Genomic DNA, 25,607 nt, shown 5'->3' with positions numbered 1-25,607 from the left:
AGGAAGTCACATGAAACATGTATTTGAAGGTCATTTAATCGGTTCAGATTTAAAGGTGGCAATCGTAGTTGGTCGTTTTAATGAATTTATTACTAGCAAGCTCCTTTCAGGTGCGGAAGATGCGTTACTGCGTCATGGTGTGAAAGAAGAAGATATATCCGTAGCATGGGTACCCGGAGTGTTTGAAATCCCGGTAGCAGCAAAAAGATTAGCTCAATCAGGTAAATATGATGCAGTCATTACATTAGGAACAGTAATTCGTGGAGCTACACCACATTTTGACTTTGTAAGCAATGAAGTAGCAAAGGGAGTAGCAAGCATTGCTCTACAAGATGGCTTGCCAGTTATCTTTGGTGTTCTTACAACGGATACGATCGAACAAGCAATCGAGCGTGCAGGAACGAAAGCTGGTAATAAAGGATGGGACGCGGCGACCTCTGCAATTGAAATGGCGAACCTGTTCCGCCAAATGGACGTGTAATAATATTCACATTGAAAAGCATCCAGCATATCCATTGCTGGATGCTTTTTTCAGGTGACAAAATGACTATGCGGTCGTATAATGATTTCTTGTGGCTTCCTCATTTTTGAGGTTAAGCGGGTAGGGAGAGGGCGCTTGCAAAGGCAGGCATTATAATGAAGTCTTTAGGAGGATTTTTTGGTTTAGAGCAACACAACACATCAGTAAGAAAAGAAGTTATGGCTGGTGTGGTCGGATTTTTCACAATTGTCTATATTGTGGCGGTCAATGCATTAATCTTATCGGAGTCAGGAATGCCGTTTGAAGGGGCCGTTATTGCAACCATAGCTGCGAGTGCGCTTGGCTGCATTTTAATGGCAATTGTAGGTAATGCTCCGATTATTCTCGTTCCGGGAATGGGAGTTAATGCGATGTTTACGTATACACTTGTTCATGGGATGGGATTCACATGGCAAGAGGCGCTTGGTATTGTGGCGGTATCGGGATTTTTATTTGTCATCGTCGCTTTTACAAAGCTGTCCAGTGTACTGACTACAGCAATCCCTCAGTCGTTAAAGGATGCCATTACGGTAGGGCTTGGCTTATTCCTATTGTTGATTGGTCTTGAAAAAGGATCGTTGGTTGTTTCAGGTAACAACTCGATTATGGAAATCGGAGATCTTGCACAGCCTACTGCATTGGCAACGGTCCTTACGTTCCTGGTTGCGCTTATATTGTTTATCAAAAATGTAAAAGGGCATTTTTTATGGACGATCCTTTTTGGTACAGCCTTAGCATTTCTGATGAATATTGAGCCTTCTGCAAATGTCAATCAAACTAGAATTACAAGCCCTTCCTTTATTTGGTTTGAACTTTCTTTTTCTAAATGGTTGGAAGTCCCGTTTTGGATCGGAATATTTTCATTAACAATGGTGCTTGTATTTGAAAATATTGGACTCATTTCTGGACATGTGGATTTTATTAAACGGCCAGAAGCCTTTAATCGAGCGTTAAATGCAAATGCACTTTCTGCATTCAGCTCCGGCTTCCTTGGTACTAGTCCAACTGTAGCGACAGTTGAATCAACTGCTTCCATGGCAGCAGGAGGACGAACAGGGTTAACATCATTAACGACTGGCTTGTTATTTATCGTTTCTGCAATGTTTATCCCGTACATGGGGTATATACCAGATCACGCTATTGCGCCGATTTTGATAATTATTGGTGTGTTGATGATTCAACATATACGACATATGAACCTAGAGGATTTAACGGAATCAATACCATCCATTATGCTAATCGTGATGATTCCTTTTACTTTCAGCATCGCTGATGGAATTGCTGTTGGTTTTATCCTTTATCCATTTATAAAATTTATGACTGGAAGAGCAAAAGAAGTATCCGTAACGCTGTATCTCATTGCTGCGCTATTTCTTCTATACTTCATTTTGCATTTTCTTACATTTTAAACTGTTAATAAAAAAATGGTGTTCATCACAACTTTCTCTGTTATATCCTGAGAATTGTGATTTAATACCATTTTTTGTGGTTAAGTTAGTTATATACGGGCCTGTTGATTACCCGAAATTAGTGTTTAGCGCACTCATTGTTATTTGCCTACATGTTCTTGTTCAACTTGAGACGAAAAGCAAGTACAAAGCCTTACAAATTAGCCGTTATCTAAGGGCTGCTTTGTTGAAACCTGGGCATATTTGGATTCGAAAAATTGCAGGAAAAGCGCTTCCTTGATAAACAAATTGTCGTCGTCACACAGGTATAATTATAAATAATTTTCCAAATTGGCGAAACCACCTTTAATTAGGTATACACTTTTTTTGCTCTAAACAGAAAAAATGATCAAACTGAAAATTATGACATTATTTATACAACACTAGTGATTAGACCTATATAAAGGTATTATTTAGCATTAAATTGTTTAAAAGAGATAATGTTAATATCTCTCCTTTACTAACGAGTCCCAATCTATTTTCAATCACGAGATATTGCTGTGGAAATATTGGAAACAGTCACTCCAACTGCTATGGTTATTTCTAGGTGCAAGGAGTTGAAGCCTGCATTCATCAACTGAATGTAGGCTATTACTTAATCATCGTATTACACCATTTCTACGAGAAATTTTTTTTGTGGCTTTATATACCGTTTTAATTCTAAAGCTAACCGTTTTCTCAACGCGGTTGGATGAACAGCTCCTGCAATATCTTTAGGTGATGGAAAGATTCCTATTAAGGTTACCTCAACTCTTGTGACCCCTTCATAAAAAAGAGTTCGCTTATCATCTAAAATTCTCGTGCTCACGAATACCATTAAACTGTCTGACGACGATTGTTTCTCAACATGGTCAATTTGAAAGTAAAAACGAAAATCATCAATCACTTATCATCACTCACTTATCATTTCTTTTCCTTGACTATAAAGGAGATTGTCATTCAAAACAAATTATTATTCTATTCGAATTACATAGTTGCAGATCTCGTATGGTTGTGGCACTCTTAATGATAATCAAGATTTAAAAACGGGAGGATTTTTTTGATGGAGATAAATTTAATTAAATGTCATGGCTCTGGAAATGATTTTTTACTACTTGATGAAGAAAGAAAAGGTATTGCATTAACGGATCAGGACCGAAGAAATTTGACACTTGTTTTGTGTGATCGAGAGAAAAACATAGGTGCAGATGGCATTTTGTTTATTTCTGCGAGTGAAAAAGCACATGCTAAGATGAGAGTCTTTAACGCAGACGGTTCAGAAGCTTCTATGTGTGGAAATGGCTTGCGCTGTGCTGGAAGATATATTTGTGAAAGAGATCAACAATCCTCTATTAAAGTGGAAACAATGAAGGCAACGCTATCAGTCAATCTAGCGACCTCTTTATTTGAAGGGATTCCGACCTATGCGGTTGAAATCTCGCCCATTCTGTTTCAGCTTGACGCACTGCCATTAAATCTTCCGCAAGAAGAGCTTATCCTAGAAAAAGTACCTGCATGGCATACAGTTTTAGTGTTTTCTGCTGTAGCAGTACCGAATCCTCATTTAATCACAACAGTTGATGCTGATACACTAAATAGTGACCTTCAACAGACATTGGCCGAAGGATTCAATAAAGAAAATCAATGGTTTGATGACGGGGTGAATGTAAGTTTCGTGGTGAATCTGGGACAAGACGAAATCTATGTTCGAACCTATGAGCGTGGAGTTGGCTTCACAAATGCTTGTGGTACCGCGATGTCTTCCTCAAGCCTTATCGAAGTCATTCGTGGAACAAGCAAATCAGAAACACCTATAACTGTATATAATGACGGCGGGTTGGTTCAGTGTGTTATTTATAAAGAAAACGACCAGTTTCATCATATCGATTTAATAGGTAATGCTACTGTTACGCATTATTATGATATTGATTATCCACAATTTTCATCTAAAGACTATACCATCACAAACGTTTTCGAAACGACGGAACAACAGCAATATGAAAAAATGGCAGCACAAGCAAAAGAACATGTAATGAGCAAAAAGCCGAACCTCCTAGTATAGGAGATCGGCTTTTTTAGAGCTTTTTTTCCTGATAATAAAATCCTCTAATAAGTAAGAAGTCCAAAATACCAGAAAGCAAATGAGGGGGGATGACAGAATGAAGAACCATTAATATTATGCTAATAACGGATCCCGCTATACCATAGGATTGTAAGAACGGATGACATCGTCTAGAGAGATAGAGGCAGTTAAATATTGGTAAATTCTTGACTGTGAAAGAAAGGAACTAATAATGACAACAACAAGAGCTGCAATAAAACAAAGTCAGAATTTCTTCATTTATTTCTCCTGACTAACTATTATTTGTATAAGTGTTACAAATCACTTTTGCCTGTCCGCTTTCGTTTTTACATAGAAAGGAGCAGAAAATGTGAAAATGTTTTCTCCGGTTGACTTCCAAACGTTTCAATTATTTTCACCTTCACACATAGCTGTCATTGTTCTATTTTTGATCATATGTATATTTTTTCTTTTATATTTAAAAAAAGCTAAACTAACCAATAATAAACGACTATCAAGCATCCTGGTAACTATTTTTATTGTCTCTGAACTCTCATATCAGATTTGGGCGCTAAGTGTTAGGATATGGGAGTCAAAATATTTTTTACCATTACAGCTATGCTCATTTAGTACATTTTTTGGATTGTATTTACACTTTAAAAGATCAACGGTCATTTTTTATTTCTTTTTCTATATTGGTTTTTTGCCGCCAATTTTAGCCATTTTAACACCAGATTTACTATATGATTTCCCACATTATTTTTTTGGGAAATTCTTTATTCAGCATATGGCTATTCCAATCTCTGCAGTGTATTTACTTGTTGCGAAGGACTACAATTTACCTTTTAAATCAGTTTGGATTTCATTTTTATGTTTGAATCTGGTGGCAATTCCAATCGGGGGAGTCAATTACCTACTAGGATCAAACTATTTCTTTCTATCAGGCCCCCCCGTCTCTGATACTGCACTTTCTTTATTTGGTAATGGATGGTTCTATATATTACAATTAGAGATCTTAGCTTTATTTTTCTTTCATCTTACCTTCGTTTTTGGGAAAGGTATTTTACTATTTACGAAGAAGAACTAGAAATTGAATGGTCCGCTGTACCCTCTTCTTTTTAAACCGTATCCTTTATTCTTAGAGGATTAAAAAGAAGTGGGATATAACATCGCCCCAATTGGAATCGTGGGAGGATTTCCACAAACGACTAGAAAACCCCTATTTATGAGCTTATCACATCGAACCCCATTTAAAATTTTTGGCTGTTCGGAGACCCTGTGTTTCCAGGTGGTGGAACCGTTGGTGTCTCTGTCAGCGGAGTCCATATTTTTAAATCGATTACGGGAAGAAATCAAATAATTTAACTAAATATTATTGACATTTTTAATCAATCGTACTAGTATAATAAACAATAAAATAATTTAACGCGATGATGAAGAGAAGTAGTATCAATTCCTTTTTTATAGAGAGCTGGTGGTTGGTGTAAACCAGTAAAAGGTTTGGTGTGAATGGACTTCTGAGTATCTTGCCGAACCGAATTGGTGTAGGCATAGACGGTTCACAACCGATAATAGTGTTAGGAATACGATTGATTCGTTTCCTATAATGAGTGGGTTTAGCAATAAGCCAACAAAGGTGGTATCACGGGTCCTCCCGTCCTTTACAGGACAGGGGGACCCTTTTGTATAAAAATGAGTAAATCGATGATCAGGATTAGTACAGTTTGCATGGCAGCAAAGAGAGCCTGTGTATGGTGAAAACAGGACTGACAGCGGCTGGAATGGACCTGAGAGAGTTACCTTGAATCAAGTAGAGGGAGCCGATTCATCCACGTTAAAGGATGAGGCTATCAATAGCCGCAGAGTGGAAGCGTGTTACACGCTTTAACGTGAGGTGGTACCGCGGGAAGTTCCCGTCCTCCGTGCAGATATTTAATTCTGCACGGAGTTTTTTAATTATGTGAGTAGAGGAGAGTATGAGATGAGTGCAGTTGAGAGAAGTCATTTCCGAATTAGATCATTTAATGGAGATTCATTAACACCTATTTCCATTTTCCAAAGTGTTGAAGGGAGCAGGAAATGTTTATTAGAAAGCTCCCTTAAACACGAAGAAACTGGGCGGTATTCATTTATTGCCGTAGACCCATACTGTGAGCTAATTGGAACAGATCATAACATTGTGATAAAAAATAACTTGAAAAATACGATAGAGAAAAAGCAGGGACTGCCCCTTGATGAGCTGAAATCTCTTTTGAAAGAAGCGAATATTGAAGGACCGATAGATTTCCCACTCCCTGGAGGAGCACTTGGCTACATTGGCTACGATGCTTTTAGACAATATGAAGAAATCGGGTCCATTCCTGAAGATGATCGGAATATGCCGGACGTTCATTTAATGCTCTATAGCAACATTATTGCGTATGATCATCTGAAACAAAAAGTGACAATTGTCGCAATGAATCCAGGGCAATTAAGTTCTGATGATGAGCTGGAGGAAACGCTTGAGCATCTAAAGGAGCAAATCCTTCAATACACCCGTGTTGCGCCAGAATTCGATCAGCTTTCAGTCTTGCAATATACGTCCAATTTAACGAAAGAGGAATATTGCCAATCTGTCGAAATTGCAAAAGAGCATATTCGTAAAGGGGATATTTTTCAAGTCGTGCTGTCTCAACGATTAAGCGCAGATTTTACTGGATCAGCTTTTTCTTTTTATCGCAAACTACGACAAGATAATCCTTCTCCTTATATGTTCTATATCGATTTTGAAGATTATATCGTTCTTGGTTCATCACCTGAAAGCTTAATTAAAGTGGAAGGTGATCAAGTAACGACAAATCCAATTGCAGGAACGCGAAAACGAGGAAAAACAGTCCAAGAAGATGAATTGCTAGAAAAGGAATTACTGGAAGATGAAAAAGAGTTAGCTGAGCACCGAATGCTGGTAGACCTTGGACGAAATGATTTGGGCAGGGTGTGCGAAGTAGGATCTGTTGAACTCACAAAATATATGACAATTGAAAAATACCAGCATGTTATGCATATTGTGTCAGAAGTAAAGGGTCGTCTTCTTAAAAATATTACTGGGATTGATGCGCTTGTCTCAACGCTTCCTGCAGGAACCGTCTCAGGCGCTCCTAAGATTCGGGCGATGCAAATTATCAACGATTTAGAAACAGTTAAAAGAGGCGTTTATTCCGGAGCGGTCGGCTACGTTGGTTTTAATGGAGATCTTGATTTTGCATTGGCCATTCGTACAATGGTTATTAAAGACGATAAAGCATATGTACAGGCAGGTGCCGGTGTTGTCTACGACTCAGTTCCTGAAAATGAATATGAAGAGACATTAAATAAAGCCCGTTCACTGCTGGAGGTGACGTCATGATTTTATTAATTGATAATTATGATTCCTTTACATATAACCTGTATCAGTATTTAGCAGATCAAGAGGACGTAAAGGTTATTCGAAATGACGCTTGGACCATTGAACAAATCAAGGAGGCATCACCTTCCCTGATCGTGTTATCACCTGGACCTGGCCATCCGGATGAAGCGGGAATGTGTGTTGAAATTATTCAAAAGCTTGGGTCTACTATTCCGATTCTAGGAATTTGCCTTGGTCATCAAGCCATCGGTGTTGCCTATGGAGCGGTAGTTGGACGAGCGAAACACGTGATGCATGGGAAAATTTCCTCTATTTCACATAATGGAAATGATATTTTTGAACAGATTGAAGAACCGGTTGAAGTAATGCGTTATCACTCATTGGTCATTGACCCTTCAACTGTGCCTGATGAGTTAGAGGTTATTGCTACTTCAGTGGATGATAATGAAATAATGGCGGTAAAGCATCGTTTCCTTCCGATCATCGGGATGCAGTTCCATCCGGAGTCTATTGGAACGGAAGTAGGAAAGCAGCTGCTAGTAAACTGTGTAAAACAGCTTTCAACAAAGGTTGGCAAGCTGACGAGCTGAGTATATTCATAAGAGTCGAGACAGGAGAGTGGAGGACATGAAGCGTTATCTTGAGAAAATCATTCAAGGAAATTCATTAACAGTTGCTGAAATGATGGAAGCAAGTGAGTACCTATTTCAAGAGCAAACATCTGACAGTGAGATTGCCGCTTTTTTAGTTGCATTAAAAGCGAAAGGAGAGTCAGTCGATGAAATCGTTGGACTAGTCAATGTCGTTCGCAAGCATGCATTAAAAATTGATACGACAGCAACTAATATGCTGGATAATTGCGGAACTGGCGGAGATGGTTCAAAGAGCTTTAATATAAGTACGACCGCTGCTTTTGTCATGGCGGGTGCTGGTGTAACGGTGGCTAAGCATGGGAATCGCAGTATTTCCAGTAAGACCGGCAGTGCAGATGTACTGGAGCATCTGGGGGTAAGACTTGATTTCACACCGGAAGAAATGAAAGAACTGCTTGAAATGAACGGCATTGCCTTTTTATTTGCACCACATATACATTCAGGGATTAAACGAGTGATGAAGGTTCGAAAGGATCTGGGAATTCCTACGATTTTTAACTTAATTGGCCCACTAACCAATCCGGTCGATTTGGATTCGCAGTTACTCGGAATTTATCGCAGGGATATGATCGAAACAATGGCTCTTGCTATGAATAAGCTGGGAAGAAAGCGCGGAGTGGTCGTGAACGGGGCAGGCCACATGGATGAAGCCTCTCTGGCAGGAGAAAATCATCTTGCTATAATAGAAGATAACCAGATTAAATTGATCACACTGACCCCGGAGGAAGTTCATTTGCCGGTGATTCCTAATGCTGAGATCACTGGAGGAGATTCCAAGGATAACGCCAAAATATTAAGATCTATTTTAGATGGTGAAAGCTCAGTCTTCCGTGACACGGTTCTATTGAATGCTGGTCTCGGCCTCTTTGCACACGGTACAGCAAACTCAGTTCAACATGGGATTGAGTTAGCAGCAGAAAGTATCGACTCTGGACGAGCAAAAGAAAAATTAGACAATCTTATTCATTATAGCAATAAAGGAGCGATCGCAAAGTGACGGCTGGAAAAACGATACTATCTAAAATTATTGATGAAAAACATAAAGAAGTGGAAGCCATCAAGCAGGATCCTTCGCTTCTATTAAAACGAGAGGGAACGATTCATGTTCCAAAAAATTTATACACGCTGCTTCAGGAAAACCACAGACTTGGAATCATTGCAGAAATTAAAAGAGCTTCTCCTTCAAAGGGAATGATCAATGCCGAAGTTAACCCTGTAGAACAAGCGAAGCTTTATCAATCTCACGGCGCTTCTGCCATTTCTGTTCTAACAGATGAGCCGTTTTTTAAAGGGACAATGGATGATTTAACTGCAGTAGCTGAAGAAGTTCATGTGCCTGTTCTTTGCAAGGATTTTATCATTGATCCAATCCAAATTCTTCGGGCAAAAAAAGCAGGTGCATCCATTATTCTGCTGATCGTAGCTGCTCTAGATCAAGAAACACTGCAATCGCTTTTTGATTATGCAAATGAGCTGGACTTGGAGGTTTTAGTCGAGGTACATGATGAAGAAGAACTTAAACGTGCACTTAATATAGGCGCTGTTATTATTGGAGTAAATAACCGTAATCTGAAAACATTTGAAGTAGATCTTGCAACAAGCGAACGTTTAGCAAAAAAAATGCCGCTCGATCGCGTTCATTTTATAAGCGAAAGTGGATTTTCTACGAGTGCGGATGCTGCTTATGCGGTAAAATCAGGAGCGAAAGGGATATTGGTTGGCGAAACACTCATGAAAGCAGCGGATGTAGGAGCTGCACTTGATCAGCTGCGTGTACCTTTAGCGAGTGAAAAGCAATGAAGGTGAAAATATGCGGACTTAAGGAAAAAGAGCATGTGATTGCTGCTGTAAATGCAGGTGCAGATTTTATTGGGTTTGTATTTGCAAAAAGCAGCAGACAAATAACTGCTGCTCGGGCAAAAGAGTTAATATCCTTACTTCCTCCTCATGTGAAAAGTGTTGGCGTTTTTGTCAATCCAGGCAAGGAGGAACTGCTCTCATTACTTGAGGAAACAAAGCTGGATTATGTTCAGCTCCACGGGGATGAATCCGTTGAATTTTGCGAAGAAGTACCTGTACCCGTGATCAAAGCCTTGCCAATTAGATCGGTAGAGGATATTAATCGGGCAGCAAATTTCCCGGTATATTATCATCTCATTGATGCACCTGGAACTGATTATCATGGTGGAAGCGGCCGACGCTTTGACTGGTCACTTGTTGAGGAAAGTCAGCTTGACCATTCAAAAGTATTTCTAGCAGGAGGATTGCATGCTGGAAACGTCAAAGAAGCAATTAAACGTGTTCAGCCGTTTGCAGTTGATGTATCAAGCGGGGTAGAGACGGATGGGAAAAAGGATATAAATAAAATAAAGCTTTTTATTGAACAGGCAAAAATGACGGGGAGCGATCAATCATGACAACGTATACTCAACCAGATAATAAAGGCCAATTTGGTATTTTTGGTGGACGCTTTGTTCCAGAAACATTAATGCAGGCAGTGCTTGAATTAGAGAAAGCATACGATGAAGCACTAGCGGATCCTGCTTTTCACACATTATTAAACCATTATTTAAAAGACTATATTGGAAGAGAAAATCCTCTCTATCTTGCAGAAAATTTGACGAGAAAAATCGGTGGAGCGAAGATCTATCTAAAGCGGGAAGATTTGAATCATACCGGTGCTCATAAAATCAATAATACAATTGGACAAGCACTCCTTGCCGTTCGAATGGGCAAACGAAAAATTGTCGCAGAAACTGGAGCAGGTCAGCATGGCGTAGCAACTGCAACTGTATGTGCGCTGCTCAATTTAGATTGCGTTATTTTCATGGGTGAAGAGGATATTCGGCGCCAGCAGCTGAACGTATTTCGAATGGAATTACTGGGTGCAAAGGTTATTAGTGTAACGCACGGCAGCGGAACCTTAAAAGATGCTGTAAACGAAGCAATGAGATATTGGGTGACAAACGTAGAAGATACTCATTATATTATTGGATCAGTTTTAGGCCCTCATCCGTTTCCGAAAATGGTGCGTGATTTCCAAAGCGTCATTGGCAAGGAAACAAAAGTGCAGATTGTTGAAAAAGAAGGGCGCTTGCCAGATGCCATTGTGGCTTGTATAGGTGGAGGCAGTAACGCGATGGGTATGTTCTATCCTTTTATAGAAGACGAATCTGTTCGTTTGATAGGAGTTGAAGCAGCTGGATCTGGGATTGAGACCGGGAAGCATGCAGCTACCTTAACAGCTGGAGATATTGGAATCCTGCATGGATCATTAATGTATTTGCTGCAGGACGAAGAAGGTCAAATTCAAGAGGCTCATTCTATTTCAGCAGGACTGGATTACCCTGGAGTTGGTCCTGAGCACAGCTTTTTACATGAAATAGGAAGAGTGGATTACACAGCAGTCACGGATGATGAGGCGTTAGATGCACTTCAGCTAATGTGCCAAACCGAAGGGATTATCCCTGCTCTTGAAACGTCTCATGCGATTCATTACGCTGTAGAGCTGGCTGGAAAAATGGCGAAGGATGAAGTTATTGTGATTTGCCTGTCCGGCCGCGGAGACAAAGATGTTATGACGGTAAAAAGCGCATTGGAGGGTCGCATTAATGGGTAAATATGAAATTCAGCATGCAATTACACAGGTAATAGAGAATGGAGGAAAAGCCTTTGTTCCGTATATAATGGCTGGTGATGGCGGGTTGTCTCAGTTAAAGGAGCAGCTGCTGTTTCTTCAAGAAGCAGGTGCAACGGTTGTAGAACTGGGAATTCCGTTTTCTGATCCTGTTGCAGATGGCCCAACAATCGAAGAAGCGGGTCAGCGTGCATTAAAGAACGGTACAACCCTTCGAGGTGTGTTAAAAGAATTGGCTTCGTTCCGTAACGAGATAAACATTCCAATTGTACTAATGACCTATATTAATCCTATCTATAAATACGGTTTAGATACATTTTTTGCTCATTGTGAACAATCGGGAGTAGATGGTTTAATCATTCCGGATGTTCCTCTAGAGCAAAGGGATTTAATACAAGATGAACTGGAAAAAACAAATATTGCACTTATCCAGCTAGTAACCTTAACGAGTCCAATTGAACGAATTGAAAAACTTGCAGAAGCCTCAGAGGGATTTTTATATGCAGTAACCGTTACAGGTATTACAGGAGCAAGGTCTGCTGTTAGTGAAAAGCTTGAGAGCTTCATTTTTACATTAAAAAAACATAGTAAAGTGCCAGTACTCGCAGGCTTTGGAATTTCCACTCCAGATCAAGTAAAGGAAATTGCCGCTTTTGGAGATGGTGTGATTGTAGGGAGCCGGATCGTTGACCTTTTGCATAAAGGAAAAAGAGAAGAAATTCAAAAGCTTATCGATGCTTCATCGTCTGTTCATTATTCTTAAAAAAAGCTGGCGCTTGCCAGCTTTTTTTGTGAGAGGAAATATGTATAGTTTTTACATTGGGAGAATGTTGTGGAACGAAAGTAGCTGATTTTTTTATTTTTATCGAAAATAGGCTAGAATTAATAGTAAGAAATGATTGATCTACTTGTTAGGAATTTATTTAAATAGTAAATCTTTCACAATTGTTAAAGAGTCATTTATTAGCCGTTAATTTGAATGGATAAAGGAGTTTCTCTTGATGGAAAAAACAGTTTTAGTCATTGAAGACGAAAAAAATTTAGCCCGCTTTATTGAACTAGAGCTTAAGCATGAAGGCTATGAAGTAGTCGTTCGTCTAGATGGGAGAGAGGGCCTGCAAGAGGCAATTGTGCAGGATTTTAACGTGATTTTACTTGATCTGATGCTGCCGTCTTTGAATGGGATGGAAGTTTGCAGACGTATTCGACAAACGAAAAAAACGCCTATTATTATGATCACTGCAAAGGATGGTGTAATGGACAGGGTTTCAGGCTTGGATAGCGGTGCTGATGATTATATTGTAAAGCCGTTCGCCATTGAGGAGCTTTTAGCACGTATTCGGGCAGTTACAAGAAGAAAGCTCGTGAATGAATCCTACAACAATGATGAAGTATTAACACATCGAGATCTTTCACTTCATTATCAATCACATCGTGTGACGCGTGGAGAAGAGGAGATCGTTCTGACAAAAAAAGAATTCGATTTACTTCATATGCTATTAGAAAATATCAACGTTGTATTAACCAGGGACAAAATATTAGAGCGTGTTTGGGGTTTTGATTCGGAAGTGGAGACAAATGTCGTGGATGTGTATATTCGACATCTTAGAAACAAAATTGATTATTCTAATCAGCTGAGTTATATCGATACAGTCAGAGGAACGGGCTATGTGATACGCTCATGAAGAGGATTACCTTTTTATGGAATCATCTTTCGCTCAGATGGAAATGGACTCTTGCCTCAGGCGCATCTATTTTTCTCGTTTTTACAATATTCAGTGTAATTTTAATTGTGGCGATGAGTCAATGGATGATGCAAGAAGAAGAAAATACAGTTAATACGGTATTACATGATATAACTGTATTTTATAATCAGCGATCACCTATTGTGACAGCTGAAGATGTTGCAGAAAGCAGAGAGCTGGTTGAGCAAATACATGAAAAAGGACAAACAATTCGTCTGTATAATGCGGATGGGTTTGAGCTTTTTTCGATTGGAAGTGAAGCGACAGGTCAGGTGTCGGTACCTTTTGAACCAGTACAGCATAAACAGGTTGAAAGGAGAAGCAGTCAGGATGGCCAAGTGCTTATTGGAAGAAGTCCTATTATTTCAGACCAGTTTCGAGGGTATGCAGAGGTAGTCCATCCTCTTATACAATATGAAAGCATGAGAAATTATATGATTCTTCTGTCCATCATTTTAGGTAGTGGAGGTCTTTTGTTTAGTGCTGTTTTTGCTTACTATTTGGCTGGTAAATTTGTCTCTCCGGTCGTCGCTTTAGGACATGCGATGAGAAGAACACAGAAACAGGACTTACAAGAGAGGCTGGAAATTCCCGTTGTTCAGGATGAAGTCGGTGGTCTCGTTGTTATTTTTAATGAAATGATGGATGAATTAGAAGCATCATTTCGACAACAGCGTCAATTCGTAGAAGATGCTTCACATGAACTTCGGACTCCTATTCAAATCATTGAGGGTCATCTTTCACTTATTAATCGTTGGGGGAAGAAAGATCCCAGCGTGCTAGAGGAATCGCTCGGCATCTCCATGCAGGAATTAGAGAGAATTAAGCATTTAGTTAATGAACTTCTTACCCTCTCCAGAGCTGATCGCGAAGTGGCTCCTGCCGGAAATGCCTCGGAGTACTCATATCGAATATTGGAACAGTTAATAGAACGCTTTAAAGAGCTATATCCAGAGCGGGAAATTATTTTTTCCTTTGATGAAAATGAAATGCCTGTCACTCTTGAGAAGCACCATATAGAACAAATTATGTCTATTTTGTTGGACAATGCAATTAAGTATTCCGAGGATAGTAAGCGGGTTGAAATCAATGCGAAATGTAAGGATGATTCTGTCGTTATACAAGTAAATGACCAGGGCATTGGTATACCGCATGAAGATCTGCCATTTATATTTGACCGGTTTTACCGAGTGGACAAAGCTAGGAGCAGAGAACAAGGTGGAAATGGGCTGGGTTTATCGATTGCAAAAAGATTGCTATCATTATATGGAGGCACCATTTCGGCTGAAAGTTCATTGGGAGAAGGGACGACGATTACACTCATGTTACCGGTATCTAATCAATCGATTCGATAGAAAGCTCTGTTTCGTATTGGTTTTTTAGCTTAGTTAAGCATACTTCGAGTATTAGATCTTTAATTTCTGCAGTAGCTCCTTTTTTTGAGACCGGAGCTGGGAGCTGAATTCGCAGATCTTCATGTGTTTCGGAACTAAAGTGAATGGTTAACTCTGATAAAGTATGATGAACCTTTAAATGTTCTTTCAGCGAATCGGTCAAAATAACATGGACATAAATGAAATGAAAAGCCTCAAAAATTTGATAGTTGGTAGAGGAAGACGAGGATTGCGGAGCTTCCTTGTTTTCATGTACCATATGATTGGTGAAGGCTTGGTTCATATAATTTTGAAGCCATTTTTGCCATTCGTTTGGTGTTAAATGGGAGGGATTTTTAGGGAATAGTGATTGCCAAAAATCCATCTTCTCACCCCCTTTATTCATTCTATATGACAAAAAAGAAACCTGCATACTTTTCATTGATAAAAGATTTAGAACAAATTAATTCAATATTTTGGTTTCAAACATCTGATTTTCATTATGAGAGGGTAAATGTTCCATAATTTTTGAAAAAATGTATCGAAAGGCTTTAACTCGACCCTTTACAGTGATAAAATAAAACTGTAAGCGTTTTAGCACCATTATATTACTATTTCTACATAGCATTTTTCTCGTTGACGAATATTTACGAGTAAAATGTCCACAATGTTGGAGGTTTTCACAATGAGAAAACAGTCGGAAGAACAGGATCTTTCAAGAAATATTTTCCACGGGCCGAACCTTGGATATGTACTGGAAATGTATGATCAATTTCTTGAAGACCCATCATTAGTTGATGAAGAATTACAAGCGTATTTCAAAGAAAATGGTTCACCAGTTGCATTAAATGAGAACAGTTATATTCAAAAGGGCAACACACCGGTAACAATTGAAGGAACGAATTACTCCAAGGTCATCGCAGCTGTCCAATTAGCTGATAATATTCGTATTTATGGACATCTTGCTGCAAATATTAATCCACTTAATGACCGAGAAAAAGATACAAATCGAATTGAACTTGAAACCTATGAATTAACAAAAGAAGATCTGGTGAAAATACCAGTCGATGTATTAATTCCAAATTCACCACCTGAAGTTACAAACGGCTTTGAAGCGATTGAATATTTGAAGAAAATGTATACGAAAACCATTGCAATTGAGTACGCACACGTACATAACCAAGATGAGAAAAAATGGCTAAAAAATTATATTGAATCAGGTATATTAGATAAAACTGTAACAGTTGATCAAAAGAAAGCTTTATTAAATAGATTGATTCAAGTAGAAGGATTCGAAAGCTTCGTTCATAAAACGTTTGTAGGTCAAAAGCGTTTTTCAATTGAAGGGCTTGATACAATGGTTCCCCTTCTTGATGAAATCATCATAGCAGCTGTAGGAAAAGGTGCCGAATCAATCAATATAGGTATGGCTCACCGCGGGCGCTTAAATGTACTTGCTCACGTGCTGGAAAAACCTTATGAAATGATTTTTGCAGAGTTTCAGCACTCTCCAAGCAAAGATTTGATTCCATCTGAAGGCTCACTTGGAATTACATATGGCTGGACTGGGGATGTAAAATATCATCTCGGAGCTGATCGAAAGCTCAAAAAAGAAGATACAGTTAATGCTCGTGTAACACTAGCAAATAATCCAAGTCATTTGGAGGTCATTAGTCCAATTGTCGCTGGTTATACAAGAGCAGGTCAGGAAGACCGTACTAAATCGGGTTATCCTAAACTATCTGCAGAATTGTCGCTGGCCATTATGATTCATGGTGATGCTGCATTTCCTGGTCAGGGTATCGTGGCTGAAACATTAAATATGAGTCAGCTGAGAGGCTACCATACTGGAGGGTCAATCCATGTAATTGCGAACAATATGATTGGCTTTACGACAGAAAGCTTTGACTCACGTTCCACAAAGTATGCTTCTGATACGGCAAAGGGATTTGAAGTGCCTATTGTTCATGTTAATGCAGACGATGCGGAAGCTTGTTTAGCAGCAGCGAATATGGCCTATGAATACCGTTCAAAGTTTGGTAAGGATTTTGTAATTGATCTTATTGGATATCGTCGTTTTGGGCATAACGAGATGGACGAGCCAATGGTAACAAATCCGAAAATGTATACAATTATTAATAAACACGATAATGCACGCACAATCTATCAAAATCAACTTATTAAAGAAGGGGTAATAACAGCTGATGAAGCTGCAGAGCTTCGTGAATCTTTCCAACAAAGGCTTCAAAAAGCATATGATACCGTTCCAAAAGCGGACAAAGACCCCGATACTTTGATGAATCCACCTCAAAAAGTCATTGTTCCTTTAACTGATATTTCAACATCAGTTGGGATTGATCGTCTGAGAAAGATGAATGAGGACCTTCTTACATGGCCAGATGGGTTTAATGTCTTTAAAAAGCTTGAGAAAATTCTTCAGCGTCGTCAAGAGCCATTTACAAAGGATGGAAAACTTGACTGGGCTCATGCTGAGACACTGGCGTTTGGTGCTATTTTGCAGGATGGCGTTCCAATTAGGCTATCAGGACAGGATTCACAGCGAGGAACGTTTGCGCACCGCCACCTTGTACTGCATGATGAAAAAACGGGCGAAGAATTGACCCCTCTTCATCATATTGAAGATGCAAATGCTTCATTTGTTGTATACAACAGTCCTTTAACAGAAGCAGCGGTAGTTGGTTATGAATATGGCTACAATGTTTTTTCTCCCGAAACATTAGTACTTTGGGAGGCACAATATGGAGATTTTGCCAACATGGCTCAAGTAATGTTCGATCAGTTTGTATCCTCCAGCAGAGCAAAATGGGGGCAGAAATCAGGTTTAGTCTTACTTCTGCCACATGGTTATGAGGGTCAGGGACCAGAGCATTCCTCTGGAAGAATGGAACGTTTCTTAACACTTGCTGCTGAAAATAACTGGACAGTAGCTAATTTAACAAGTTCTGCTCAATATTTTCATATTCTAAGACGTCAGGCTGCCATTTTGAAGCGCGAAGAAGTAAGACCACTCGTGATCATGACACCGAAAAGCCTTCTGCGTCATCCACTAGTTTCACAACCGGTGCGCGAGTTTACTGAAGGTCAATTCCAACCTCTGCTTGAGCATAACGAGCTTGGACAAAACCATGAAAAGGTAGAAAGAATTGTTCTTTCAACAGGGAAAATAGGGATTGATCTTATTGAACGTGCAGCAAAAGAAGAAAACTTAGATTGGATCCATCTAATTCGAATTGAAGAAATCTACCCTTTCCCAATTGATGCAGTCAAGGAAATTATTGCACGCTATCCTCAGTTAAAAGAAATTCTTTGGGTTCAAGAGGAACCTAAAAATATGGGTGCCTGGACGTATGTAGAGCCTCTTTTACTTAAACTGGCTCCAGAGGATATTGAAATTCGCTATTCAGGACGTCGACGACGAAGCAGCCCAGCTGAAGGGGACCCAGTGGTTCATAAAAAAGATCAAACACGTATATTAACAGAAGCATTTACAAGGAAATAAGCTGATTTAACAGAGGAGGACGTCGCAATGGCAGAGATTAAAGTACCAGAGTTAGCAGAATCAATTACAGAGGGAACAATCGCTCAATGGCTCAAGCAGCCTGGTGAACAAGTTGAAAAAGGTGAATTTATCGTTGAACTCGAAACAGACAAAGTGAATGTTGAGGTTATTTCAGACGAAGCTGGTGTCATTAAAGAATTAAAAGCTGAAGAAGGTGACACGGTTGAGGTAGGGCAAGTAATCGCAGTAGTGGAAGCTGGAGAAGGCGGTTCAGCTGTTGAGTCAGTACCGGCTAAAGAAGAAAAGGCAGAGGATAAAGCAACTGAAGCTCCAAAAGAAGCTCAGCCATCGGATGATGCATCTGATATTTCAAGTGATCAAACGAAAGACAGAACAATTGCTTCTCCTTCAGCACGTAAACTAGCAAGAGAAAAAGGAATTAGCCTTTCTGAAGTTCCAACTATTGATCCAATGGGTCGTGTTCGTAAACAAGATGTTGAATCTTATTCAACAAAGCCAGCGTCACCTAAACAAGAGTCAAAGGCTGGGGTAAAGAATGAGCAAACAGCACCTAAAACAGCAGATACAAAGCCAGTTGTTCGTGAAAAAATGACTAGACGCCGCCAAACGATCGCAAATCGTTTAGTCGAGGTACAGCAAACGGCGGCTATGCTGACAACCTTCAATGAAATTGATATGTCTCATGTAATGGATCTAAGAAAAAGAAAGAAAGATAAATTCTTTGAAACCCACAATGTACGTCTGGGCTTTATGTCCTTTTTCACAAAAGCTGTAGTGGCTGGTCTTAAAAAATATCCATACATCAATGCAGAAATTGATGGGAACGAAGTTGTCTTAAAGCAATTTTATGATATTGGTGTAGCTGTATCAACAGATGATGGTCTGGTTGTGCCGATCGTTCGTGATTGTGACCGCAAAAACTTCGCAGAAATTGAAGGAGAAATAGTAGAACTAGCTACAAAAGCAAAAAATAAAAAATTGCAGTTAAGCGATCTTCAAGGCGGATCTTTTACAATTACAAACGGCGGTGTTTTTGGTTCATTGCTTTCAACACCAATCTTAAATGGTCCACAAGTTGGAATTCTAGGAATGCATACGATTCAGCTTCGTCCGGTAGCAATTGATGCGGAAAGAATGGAAAACAGACCAATGATGTATGTAGCATTATCATACGACCACCGTATTATTGACGGAAAACAAGCGGTTAGTTTCCTCGCAATGGTAAAATCCTTACTTGAAAATCCTGAAGACCTATTGCTTGAAGGATAACAGTAAAAAAAGCTGGCAAATTGCCAGCTTTTTTTACATAAAAATAAAAACACATAGTCCAGTAGGACCATGTGTTATGTACTCTCCATTACCGTTTGTCTCGACCTGCACGAATGCCACGTTTCCTGATTTCTTTCTTCAAGATACTTAGTGTGTTAGGTTCACCATGCTTTTCCGCGTCTCGATAGGCTGCCATCAATTGTTCGTTACTTAAAATTTTCATCGAACATCGACCTCCTTCAAATGATAATGGAATTTTCTAATAATTCCATTGGTGATAGTATAACAAATGAATACGATTTAGTACAACTGATATATGTCTTTGTCATATAATTGTATTATAAAAAATGTAGCAGGGAGTAAAAAATGAGTGAAAACAGTGTGATAAAACAAACACTACACTATCAATCTTATGAACAATTACTAACAGAGTTGAAAACACTTGGTGTTCATGAAGGAATGACGATCATTGTTCATTCATCACTCACTCGTTTAGGGTGGGTAGCGGGCGGTGAGACCACCATGGTTAAACTTCTTCAAGAATCAGTTAGTAGATCAGGTACGATCGTTATGCCGGCACAAACGCCAGGAAACTCTGATCCATCTATGTGGGAAAATCCACCAATACCCGAAGAATGGTGGGACAAGGTAAGAGCTGATATCCCACCATTTGATGAAAAGGCATCAATACCAAGAGGAATGGGAAGAATCGCAGAATGCTTTTGCGCACTTCAAGAAACAAAAAGAAGTTCACACCCTATGCACTCATTTACCGCTCTAGGACCAAAGGCTGAATGGATAACTGAAAGCCATCCTTTAGAAGATTCTTTTGGACCACAATCTCCACTTGGAAAATTGTATAATGATAACGCATTTGTATTATTACTTGGGGTAGGGTATGGAAATGCTACATGTCTACACTTATCAGAAGCGTTGCAGGAACAAAAAACCTGGTACAAGCAGCATTCGGCTATTTGGATAGAAGGTAAACGAAAATGGGTTTCTTACGATCAGCTATCTGTTGACTCAGATATTTTTCCAACAATCGGATTAGACTTTGAAAAGTCTCATCACATCCAACAAGGTATGGTTGGAAATGCTCATGCCAGGCTTATTCCTATTAAAGAATTAGTAGATTTTGGTTTTGAATGGATCAAACATCATCGTGAAAAGAGCTGATTATTCTGAAAAAATTTGATCACCTCGTACATTTTATAAAAGAATCCGTTGATGTTCCTGTTGAACGGTTAAAACAAAAAGGCATTCATGCTGTTATAGGAGGAATACACGAGAATTGGGGCACTCAAAATAGTTTGCTTCATGCAGGATTAAGTTACATAGAATATTTAACGATTATTGACCAAAAAAAGCAGAGAAAAGTGATAACCCACTGATCAAAAGAGCCGTTTTTGATTTAGAAAAAGGAAATGGCTTCGGTCATCTTTGCATCCGAGTAGATCATATCGAACAGCTTCAGTCCACTTTTTAGAAAAAAGAATGAAAGCAATGCTATTTCCAGGAAGCAGACAGACTTCAAATGATCAAATTATTTCATGGACCATGTTATTTATTGAAGATGATCACTATAATAAACTTCCCCTTCCTTTTTTATTCAGTGGCATGAGCCAGAGGAGGATCGATTTGAACGATTAAGAAGTTCAGGTATACTGACCCCCTCTAATGAAAAGTTGGTCATAAAGGAAGTTATCTTCGCCGTTCATGATGCGAAGGCAACTGCGAAGAAATGGTCAAGTATTTTAGATATCCCAATATCCAAGGATGCGGGTGATGATCCTGAATGGAATGGATTAAAAGTAGTCATTTCCTTGGACCATACGGATTTAATTTTTATTGAATCACGCGTCAATCATACAATTCGTGAGCTTATTACCGCTAGAGGAGAACGTCCTTTAGCTGTCCAACTAAGCCCGTCCATTTTTTATAAACAAACACTCATGCTAGATAGCTATTATAAATAAAGTGATCTTATTGTATTTTGAATATTTTGCATCCTATGATACCATTAAAGAAGTTTACATTTTTTAACAATGGAATGATGGGATGCTTAATACTGTATACGAAACCTTATTAAACTTGATTGAGGATAAAGATGGGCGCTGTACTCGTCGCTGTTAATTATAGCCGCACGATTACTCTTGCAAAAAGCGATCGGATGCGTTCCTACATAGATACGCTTTACAAAGTATATCCTGAACTTAAAGATATTCAAACAGATGAGTTAAAATGTATAACATCACCTTTTTGAAAAACGGTATACCACTGAAAGATCATACTTTGATTGTTGTTACTCTTGGAATGAATTTTTTTAAGCTAGAAATGCTTTTTTTATAAATACTATAGGGTCCTGCCGAAAAAACGCGAATATTATACGCTAAGGAACTTTTCAGAAGGTAAAACTCTGATTTTTCTACGCTAAGTGTAGAATATAAAGAAAGATGTACCGTTTTAAAGATAGTTATACCGTTTATAAAAAAGTTGTGACGTTTCTCCCCTTTGGATATGGTTATCTAAAGGGAAGAAAATAGAGTTGTTCCGTTAAATGGCCATTTACTTTAAAAACAAAAAAACTAAAATATTGAATAAATAAACCTTAAATGGTATAAATATATAAATTTGAAGCAATAGGGGAAATGTAATGCTAGAGAATGAACAAGCACTTTGGACAAACAATGGTGGTTTCACTATAAGTACCAATAAAAGGTTTTTGGATACAGAGGTTATACATAATTTCCTTAGCAAGGAATCTTATTGGGTTAAGGGTATTACGAAAGAATTAGTAATAGCATCAATTGAAAATTCAACTCTTTGCTATGGAATCTATGAAGGGAATCCTACTAATGTTCCTGCTAAACTGGTTGGTTTTGCACGTGTTGTGTCTGACCTTGTAAGATTTTCTTGGCTAGGTGATGTTTTTGTACTTCCGGAATACAGAGGACGTGGACTTAGCAAATGGTTAATGCGTGTAATCACAGAAGATCCTAAATTAAAAGGAACAAGTTTCCAACTGGCTACAAAAGATGCTCACTCTCTTTATGAACAATATGGCTTTAAGCCATTAGGACAAATTGAAAATAGAATGGCTAGACCTCTTGATTGGGAAGTTGTATATGAAGGTTATAAGATAAACAAATAATCATCCAGGCTTTATTAAACAATCGGGCGCTTTTGCTTAACAAACCAAACTAAAAAGTCGGTTCCTTAGCGCACAGGAATTGACTTTTTTTAGGTTGTAATTTGCTTAGCATATAATATCCGCGTTTTTTCGGCAGGGCCCCATAATGAACCAGTAGGAATGGTACGTTTTCACTTAAATGAAAATGGTATTTATTTTTATAGGTTATCTGTTATTCCAGAGGAACAAGGTAAAGGTATTGCGAAACAAATGCTAAAGTCATTAGAAGAATATGCAAATCAAATTGAAAAGCCTACGATACTTTGCAAAGTTCGTATGACTGCACCTAAAAATATTCAGTTGTATCGTTCCATCGGATACAGTATCTATGATGAGGAAATTGTACATAAACCAAACGGAATAAATATAAAAGTGGTTTCAATGATGAAACAGCTCTAATAAAATATTGTTTTTCAACCTTAAAGAGTAGTCTTAAGACTACTCTTTAATAAACTCTTATCCTTGTATTTATTAAATGAAACGACTATATAAATAATTCAACATCTGTATTGTTACTCCACATCCAGAAGGTTTCTTTGTACTAAAACTGATCCTTTAATTTTGACGGTTGGAATGAGAAACTACATTGAAATAGAACTTTAACTTTACATAAAAGTGCCTCTTGTTTGTTTTATAAGTTCCTTAGAATCCAAAATTTAATGTACCATAACGTTTTTATCTCTTGCACTTGACTTAAAACAGATTGCTTAGCATAAAATTTTTCTCTCTATCATTCATTGTTATCTTTTCTACACAGGATCTATCTGCGGCTTCCCTCGTTATACCAGAAGCAAGAATGGATATTTCTTCTTCAACCCAATCCTCACTCTTTGGCAGGCTGTCCGCTGTCTGTCTGGATGTCAGCTATGACAGCATGAGATTCTCTTAAAGAAGCTATTTTTCTCCTCCTCTTTGATTCAGTTTACAGGTTCAATATACTGAACGAAAAAAATCGACTAAGTCCAAGAGAGCTGTACAAGACTTCTTTATGTACAATAAAAAAAGAGTATTTCTTTTGTTTATGGTATCGGTCCCACCTACGCCGGTTACCTTAATAGTACATATTTATCACTATTTTGTTTTTATATTCCATATTAACTAAATGAAACCCTTCCTTACTTTTAAAGTTAATAATGATAGTTCTTTTGTTTGGTTTTTTAAAAACTAGTTTACTAAAAGGGCAACTGGGTAAAAAAATACCGTAAGTGAAATCCAAATTTACTGAGGAGGAACTTTTAATGGCTGATAACAATAATAAAATGAGTCGTGAAGAAGCAGGACGTAAAGGTGGAGAAGCTACAGCAGAAAATCATGACAAGGATTTTTATCAAGATATTGGACATAAAGGCGGCGACGCTACTGCCGAAAATCATGATAAAGAATTCTATCAAGAGATCGGACCAAGAGATCGGACAAAAAGGTGGAGAAGCTCGCGCCAACCAACGCGATGGTGGCAACTCCGGTGATAACAATGATGAGAAAATGAGCCGTGAAGAAGCCGGACGCAAGGGTGGAGAAAAGAGCCGGCGCTAAGAAGTTAGTTAAGATCCGGGAAAGACAATTATTTTCTCAAACTATCAGTTTTCATATAGTTATAAAAACAGTTGAGATAAGCACACACAAGGATCAAAGGTATCTTAAAACCAAAAGGAGGTAGTATTATGTTTCGTCATCAAAAAGAATTGCAGTTTGAAGTAAAGGTGGACCGTCCGGATCCAATGCTCGCGCGCCAAGTACAGGAAGTATTGGGTGGACAGTTTGGAGAAATGACGGTGATGATGCAATATCTCTTTCAAGGATTTAATTGTCGTGGAGAAGAAAAATATAAGGACATGCTGATGGACATTGGCACAGAGGAAATTGGCCATGTAGAAATGCTTTGTTCTCTTATAAGCCAGTTGCTTGACGGAGCTTCCCCGGAAGATCAAGCGGAAGCTGCCAAAGATCCTGCCACAGCAGCCATTATGGGCGGAATAAATCCACAGCACTTGCTAGTAAGCGGCCTTGGTGGACTGCCGACCAATTCAAATGGTGTGCCATGGAACGGCTCTTATATCGTTGCAAGCGGAAACTTATTAGCAGACATGCGGTCAAACCTGCATGCTGAAAGTCAGGGGCGGCTCCAAGTAGCTCGTTTATATCATATGACAAAAGATGAAGGCGTACGTGCGACATTCCGCAAAATGCTTGCTCGGGATCGTTATCATCAATATCAATGGATGGCCGCCATCTCTGAGCTGGAAGAGAAAAATGGCGTTGTGGTTCCGGCTTCATTCCCGCCTGAAGCAGAAATGGAATCCCAGTCTGAAGCCTATGAATTCTGGAACCTATCGGAAGGAGAAGAATCCTCAGATGGACCATGGGCTACAGGAAGCGCCCCGGATGGGACAGGCGAATTCGTCTATGTCGCAAAACCAGTGCCAAAAGGACAAATTCCTAATCCGAAAATCCCCGGTGCAGAATTGCATCATGACCTTGATGGAAAAGCTGTTCTTAAATAAAAATAAAAGTATAAAAAAAGATGCACTGAACTGAAGTGCATCTTTTTTTATTATTCTTTTCTGAATAAAATTTTTCCTTCTGGCATTTTTCCACTCATCTTATGCTATAGTACCGTCATTATACTAGTATGTATTGATAAGTAAATTTAGAAACAAATCCGAACCAAATGATTCCCAGCAAAAGAAAAGCCACTGCCTAAGATATCAGGTAATGGCTCAGTTTAATCATGTCGTTCATTGTCTAAAATCCCCCAATCCGAATTTATCACCTGTCCAGTCACGCGAACTTAATGGATAGTAT

Annotated in this window: 24 protein-coding genes, 2 pseudogenes and 2 other annotated features; of the genes and pseudogenes, 23 read left to right on the top strand and 3 right to left on the bottom strand. The window is 38.8% G+C overall.

Features of this window, described 5'->3' with window-relative positions; genetic code table 11:
- Positions 1-10: 10 nt before the first annotated feature.
- From ribH to KP78_RS19635, 3 genes and pseudogenes are all read left to right on the top strand, one after another.
- A complete protein-coding gene (gene ribH / locus KP78_RS14070; protein WP_041089864.1) occupies positions 11-481 on the top strand; it encodes a 6,7-dimethyl-8-ribityllumazine synthase in 471 nt (156 codons plus the stop codon).
- Between the two features lie 155 nt (positions 482-636).
- Positions 637-1,929, top strand: a complete 1,293-nt coding sequence (locus tag KP78_RS14065) for an NCS2 family permease (RefSeq protein ID WP_041089863.1) — start codon at positions 637-639, stop codon at positions 1,927-1,929.
- Between the two features lie 121 nt (positions 1,930-2,050).
- Positions 2,051-2,209, top strand: a pseudogene (locus tag KP78_RS19635) (IS4 family transposase); the annotation flags it as partial.
- A 366-nt stretch (positions 2,210-2,575) separates the two neighbouring features.
- Here KP78_RS19635 and KP78_RS14060 read toward each other — a convergent pair.
- Positions 2,576-2,854: a hypothetical protein gene (locus KP78_RS14060; RefSeq protein ID WP_052474838.1), complete on the bottom strand. Its 279-nt coding sequence runs from the start codon at positions 2,852-2,854 to the stop codon at positions 2,576-2,578.
- Positions 2,855-3,010: 156 nt separating this feature from the next.
- On the opposite strand from KP78_RS14060, the gene dapF reads away from it, so the two are divergent.
- The 11 genes from dapF to KP78_RS14005 all read left to right on the top strand — a co-directional run bounded on the left by dapF (position 3,011) and on the right by KP78_RS14005 (position 14,784).
- Positions 3,011-4,009 carry a diaminopimelate epimerase gene (gene dapF, locus KP78_RS14055; RefSeq protein WP_041089861.1) on the top strand — a complete coding sequence of 333 codons (999 nt, stop codon included), beginning with the start codon at positions 3,011-3,013 and terminating at the stop codon, positions 4,007-4,009.
- 376 nt (positions 4,010-4,385) lie between these two features.
- Positions 4,386-5,096 carry a YwaF family protein gene (locus tag KP78_RS14050; RefSeq protein ID WP_041090016.1) on the top strand — a complete coding sequence of 237 codons (711 nt, stop codon included), beginning with the start codon at positions 4,386-4,388 and terminating at the stop codon, positions 5,094-5,096.
- A gap of 334 nt (positions 5,097-5,430) precedes the next feature.
- Positions 5,431-5,674, top strand: a binding site (T-box leader).
- Between the two features lie 30 nt (positions 5,675-5,704).
- Positions 5,705-5,933: a binding site (T-box leader), on the top strand.
- Positions 5,934-5,990: 57 nt separating this feature from the next.
- A complete protein-coding gene (gene trpE / locus KP78_RS14045) occupies positions 5,991-7,394 on the top strand; it encodes an anthranilate synthase component I (protein WP_052474836.1) in 1,404 nt (467 codons plus the stop codon).
- Positions 7,391-7,984: an anthranilate synthase component II gene (locus KP78_RS14040; RefSeq protein WP_041089859.1), complete on the top strand. Its 594-nt coding sequence runs from the start codon at positions 7,391-7,393 to the stop codon at positions 7,982-7,984. The genes trpE and KP78_RS14040 overlap by 4 nt, the downstream gene beginning before the upstream one ends.
- 37 nt (positions 7,985-8,021) lie before the next feature.
- Complete coding sequence (trpD, locus tag KP78_RS14035) at positions 8,022-9,044, top strand: anthranilate phosphoribosyltransferase (protein ID WP_041089857.1); 1,023 nt, start codon at positions 8,022-8,024, stop codon at positions 9,042-9,044.
- Positions 9,041-9,847, top strand: coding sequence for an indole-3-glycerol phosphate synthase TrpC (trpC, locus tag KP78_RS14030; RefSeq protein ID WP_041089855.1), 807 nt, complete (start codon positions 9,041-9,043; stop codon positions 9,845-9,847). Before trpD ends, trpC begins: the two co-directional genes overlap by 4 nt.
- Complete coding sequence (locus KP78_RS14025; protein WP_041089853.1) at positions 9,844-10,464, top strand: phosphoribosylanthranilate isomerase; 621 nt, start codon at positions 9,844-9,846, stop codon at positions 10,462-10,464. The genes trpC and KP78_RS14025 overlap by 4 nt, the downstream gene beginning before the upstream one ends.
- A complete protein-coding gene (gene trpB / locus KP78_RS14020; RefSeq protein WP_200889230.1) occupies positions 10,461-11,666 on the top strand; it encodes a tryptophan synthase subunit beta in 1,206 nt (401 codons plus the stop codon). Before KP78_RS14025 ends, trpB begins: the two co-directional genes overlap by 4 nt.
- Entirely contained in the window at positions 11,659-12,447 is a 789-nt protein-coding gene (gene trpA / locus KP78_RS14015; RefSeq protein WP_041089849.1) for a tryptophan synthase subunit alpha, read from the top strand. Before trpB ends, trpA begins: the two co-directional genes overlap by 8 nt.
- A gap of 238 nt (positions 12,448-12,685) precedes the next feature.
- The gene (locus tag KP78_RS14010) at positions 12,686-13,369 is read left to right on the top strand and encodes a response regulator transcription factor (protein ID WP_041089847.1); all 684 of its coding nucleotides are present in this window, start codon (positions 12,686-12,688) and stop codon (positions 13,367-13,369) included.
- Entirely contained in the window at positions 13,366-14,784 is a 1,419-nt protein-coding gene (locus KP78_RS14005; protein WP_041089845.1) for a HAMP domain-containing sensor histidine kinase, read from the top strand. Before KP78_RS14010 ends, KP78_RS14005 begins: the two co-directional genes overlap by 4 nt.
- Here the strand turns inward: KP78_RS14005 and KP78_RS14000 are convergent.
- On the bottom strand, positions 14,765-15,187 hold the full coding sequence (locus KP78_RS14000) for an Hsp20/alpha crystallin family protein (protein WP_041089843.1): 423 nt from the start codon (positions 15,185-15,187) through the stop codon (positions 14,765-14,767). The genes KP78_RS14005 and KP78_RS14000 overlap by 20 nt on opposite strands.
- 300 nt (positions 15,188-15,487) lie before the next feature.
- Between KP78_RS14000 and KP78_RS13995 the strand changes: the two genes are divergently transcribed.
- Positions 15,488-18,322, top strand: coding sequence for a 2-oxoglutarate dehydrogenase E1 component (locus KP78_RS13995; protein WP_041089841.1), 2,835 nt, complete (start codon positions 15,488-15,490; stop codon positions 18,320-18,322).
- Between the two features lie 27 nt (positions 18,323-18,349).
- Positions 18,350-19,612: a 2-oxoglutarate dehydrogenase complex dihydrolipoyllysine-residue succinyltransferase gene (gene odhB, locus KP78_RS13990; protein ID WP_041089839.1), complete on the top strand. Its 1,263-nt coding sequence runs from the start codon at positions 18,350-18,352 to the stop codon at positions 19,610-19,612.
- Positions 19,613-19,700: 88 nt separating this feature from the next.
- On the opposite strand, the gene sda is transcribed toward odhB, so the two are convergent.
- On the bottom strand, positions 19,701-19,835 hold the full coding sequence (sda, locus tag KP78_RS13985; protein WP_041089838.1) for a sporulation histidine kinase inhibitor Sda: 135 nt from the start codon (positions 19,833-19,835) through the stop codon (positions 19,701-19,703).
- A gap of 143 nt (positions 19,836-19,978) precedes the next feature.
- Between sda and KP78_RS13980 the strand changes: the two genes are divergently transcribed.
- The 7 genes and pseudogenes from KP78_RS13980 (at position 19,979) to KP78_RS13955 (ending at position 25,306) form a co-directional block, all read left to right on the top strand.
- The gene (locus tag KP78_RS13980; RefSeq protein WP_041089835.1) at positions 19,979-20,791 is read left to right on the top strand and encodes an AAC(3) family N-acetyltransferase; all 813 of its coding nucleotides are present in this window, start codon (positions 19,979-19,981) and stop codon (positions 20,789-20,791) included.
- Positions 20,788-21,006, top strand: coding sequence for a VOC family protein (locus KP78_RS21255; protein WP_084220077.1), 219 nt, complete (start codon positions 20,788-20,790; stop codon positions 21,004-21,006). The genes KP78_RS13980 and KP78_RS21255 overlap by 4 nt, the downstream gene beginning before the upstream one ends.
- 294 nt (positions 21,007-21,300) lie before the next feature.
- Positions 21,301-21,591 (top strand): hypothetical protein, encoded by a 291-nt coding sequence (locus KP78_RS13975; RefSeq protein WP_041089833.1) that lies wholly within the window; start codon positions 21,301-21,303, stop codon positions 21,589-21,591.
- Between the two features lie 677 nt (positions 21,592-22,268).
- On the top strand, positions 22,269-22,766 hold the full coding sequence (locus KP78_RS13970) for a GNAT family N-acetyltransferase (RefSeq protein ID WP_041089831.1): 498 nt from the start codon (positions 22,269-22,271) through the stop codon (positions 22,764-22,766).
- Between the two features lie 99 nt (positions 22,767-22,865).
- Positions 22,866-23,204: a GNAT family N-acetyltransferase gene (locus KP78_RS13965; RefSeq protein WP_327063186.1), complete on the top strand. Its 339-nt coding sequence runs from the start codon at positions 22,866-22,868 to the stop codon at positions 23,202-23,204.
- 839 nt (positions 23,205-24,043) lie between these two features.
- A pseudogene (locus KP78_RS13960) lies at positions 24,044-24,338 on the top strand (general stress protein).
- A 128-nt stretch (positions 24,339-24,466) separates the two neighbouring features.
- Positions 24,467-25,306 (top strand): manganese catalase, encoded by an 840-nt coding sequence (locus KP78_RS13955; RefSeq protein ID WP_041089829.1) that lies wholly within the window; start codon positions 24,467-24,469, stop codon positions 25,304-25,306.
- The last annotated feature ends 301 nt before the right edge of the window (positions 25,307-25,607 follow it).

Source organism: Jeotgalibacillus soli (genome assembly GCF_000829435.1).
Lineage (GTDB): Bacteria > Bacillota > Bacilli > Bacillales > Jeotgalibacillaceae > Jeotgalibacillus > Jeotgalibacillus soli.
This window is presented reverse-complemented; position numbering and strand designations above follow the sequence as displayed.

Bases quoted from the DNA above. Each gene is read 5' to 3' on its own strand.
- trpB (WP_200889230.1), top strand. From the start codon at position 10,461: ATGACAACGTATACTCAACCAGATAATAAAGGCCAATTTGGTATTTTT.
- KP78_RS14065 (WP_041089863.1), top strand. From the start codon at position 637: ATGAAGTCTTTAGGAGGATTTTTTGGTTTAGAGCAACACAACACATCA.
- KP78_RS14025 (WP_041089853.1), top strand. From the start codon at position 9,844: ATGAAGGTGAAAATATGCGGACTTAAGGAAAAAGAGCATGTGATTGCT.
- trpA (WP_041089849.1), top strand. From the start codon at position 11,659: ATGGGTAAATATGAAATTCAGCATGCAATTACACAGGTAATAGAGAAT.
- dapF (WP_041089861.1), top strand. From the start codon at position 3,011: ATGGAGATAAATTTAATTAAATGTCATGGCTCTGGAAATGATTTTTTA.
- KP78_RS14005 (WP_041089845.1), top strand. From the start codon at position 13,366: ATGAAGAGGATTACCTTTTTATGGAATCATCTTTCGCTCAGATGGAAA.
- trpD (WP_041089857.1), top strand. From the start codon at position 8,022: ATGAAGCGTTATCTTGAGAAAATCATTCAAGGAAATTCATTAACAGTT.
- sda (WP_041089838.1), bottom strand. From the start codon at position 19,835: ATGAAAATTTTAAGTAACGAACAATTGATGGCAGCCTATCGAGACGCG.
- KP78_RS13955 (WP_041089829.1), top strand. From the start codon at position 24,467: ATGTTTCGTCATCAAAAAGAATTGCAGTTTGAAGTAAAGGTGGACCGT.
- odhB (WP_041089839.1), top strand. From the start codon at position 18,350: ATGGCAGAGATTAAAGTACCAGAGTTAGCAGAATCAATTACAGAGGGA.
- KP78_RS14040 (WP_041089859.1), top strand. From the start codon at position 7,391: ATGATTTTATTAATTGATAATTATGATTCCTTTACATATAACCTGTAT.
- KP78_RS14010 (WP_041089847.1), top strand. From the start codon at position 12,686: ATGGAAAAAACAGTTTTAGTCATTGAAGACGAAAAAAATTTAGCCCGC.
- trpE (WP_052474836.1), top strand. From the start codon at position 5,991: ATGAGTGCAGTTGAGAGAAGTCATTTCCGAATTAGATCATTTAATGGA.
- KP78_RS14000 (WP_041089843.1), bottom strand. From the start codon at position 15,187: ATGGATTTTTGGCAATCACTATTCCCTAAAAATCCCTCCCATTTAACA.
- KP78_RS13980 (WP_041089835.1), top strand. From the start codon at position 19,979: ATGAGTGAAAACAGTGTGATAAAACAAACACTACACTATCAATCTTAT.
- KP78_RS14050 (WP_041090016.1), top strand. From the start codon at position 4,386: ATGTTTTCTCCGGTTGACTTCCAAACGTTTCAATTATTTTCACCTTCA.
- ribH (WP_041089864.1), top strand. From the start codon at position 11: ATGAAACATGTATTTGAAGGTCATTTAATCGGTTCAGATTTAAAGGTG.
- KP78_RS13995 (WP_041089841.1), top strand. From the start codon at position 15,488: ATGAGAAAACAGTCGGAAGAACAGGATCTTTCAAGAAATATTTTCCAC.
- KP78_RS13970 (WP_041089831.1), top strand. From the start codon at position 22,269: ATGCTAGAGAATGAACAAGCACTTTGGACAAACAATGGTGGTTTCACT.